Origin of the sequence: Bacteroides sp. OF03-11BH, assembly GCF_003604005.1 — a bacterium.
Taxonomy (GTDB): Bacteria; Bacteroidota; Bacteroidia; order Bacteroidales; family Bacteroidaceae; genus Bacteroides; species Bacteroides ovatus.
On the sequence record NZ_QTMW01000021.1, the window covers coordinates 1 to 1,134 of the forward strand.

The 1,134-nt window shown below is 50.2% G+C and carries 1 protein-coding gene and 1 pseudogene; both read left to right on the plus strand.

Annotated elements, in window-relative coordinates:
• A partial coding sequence (locus tag DXA54_RS15845) for a toprim domain-containing protein (protein ID WP_120080013.1) occupies nucleotides 1-744 on the plus strand: 744 nt, incomplete at its 5' end.
• A 211-nt stretch (nucleotides 745-955) separates the two neighbouring features.
• A pseudogene (locus tag DXA54_RS28535) lies at nucleotides 956-1,134 on the plus strand (mobilization protein); the annotation flags it as partial.

A 1,134-nucleotide genomic window follows, 5' to 3' on the forward strand; every position in this document is an offset into this window, starting at 1 on the left:
TATGCTACCGACCATGTACCTTACCTGCTGGAGCGGATTGCGGAACAAACACCGCATGTACACCCGGTATCTTTCTCTTTTGGCAAGCAAGACTCTTTCGGTCCGAGCTTCCAGCAGCTGGAGATAGTACCGCTATCGTCTCCTGCCCTGCTTTCCTATTTACAAGGTAGAGGAATAAATCTGGAACTGGCAAAAAGAGAATGTAGTGAAGCCCGTTACACCCACAACGGCAAGCGTTACTTTGCCATCGCATTCCCTAACGGTTCGGGTGGGTTTGAGGTTCGTAACCCCTATTTCAAGGGCTGCATCGCCCCCAAGGAAATCTCCCACATCAGACAGTCGGGAAAAGCAAGGACTGCCTGCTATGTGTTCGAGGGTTTCATGGACTACCTTTCCTTTCTGACATTGAGACAGGAAAGCTGCCCGAATTATCCGGAATTGGACGGGCAGGACTACATTGTATTGAACTCCGTATCGAATATAAACAAGGCTCTCTATCCGTTGGGCAATTACGAACGCATCCACTGCTTTTTCGACAACGACCATGCAGGAATGGAAGCACTCCGGCAAATCCGCATGGAATACGGCAGAGACCGGTACATCCGGGACGCTTCGCAGATTTACAGCGGATGCAAGGACTTGAACGAATACTTACAGAAACAGATTGAAAGAAAAAGGCAGCTCCAGTCCGCCAAAGGGGTGCGCAGCCAATCACCGGAGAAGAAGAACGGCTTCCGGTTATAGCCCACTATAACTACACGCTCCGCTTTCGTAGTTGTGGGCTCTCCCGAGGGGATTAGGGCTTTGCCCTAATGACCCACTCAGGGCGTTTCACCCCTGAGAACCCCGAGCAAAGAGTGACCCTCTCTTTGCAATCTCCGCTTATGGGTTACCCCTAAGAACCCCTCTACGAAAGCGAGCAGAATAATCAATTGCAAACAAAAAAAAAGAAGCTATGGCAACAAAATCAAGCATACATATCAAGCCTTGCAACATCGCATCGAGCGAGGCGCACAACCGAAGGACTGCCGAGTATATGCGTAATATCGGGGAGTCCAGAATCTATGTCGTTCCCGAACTTTCCACCGATAACGAACAGTGGATAAATCCCGACTTCGGCACTCCCGAACTGCG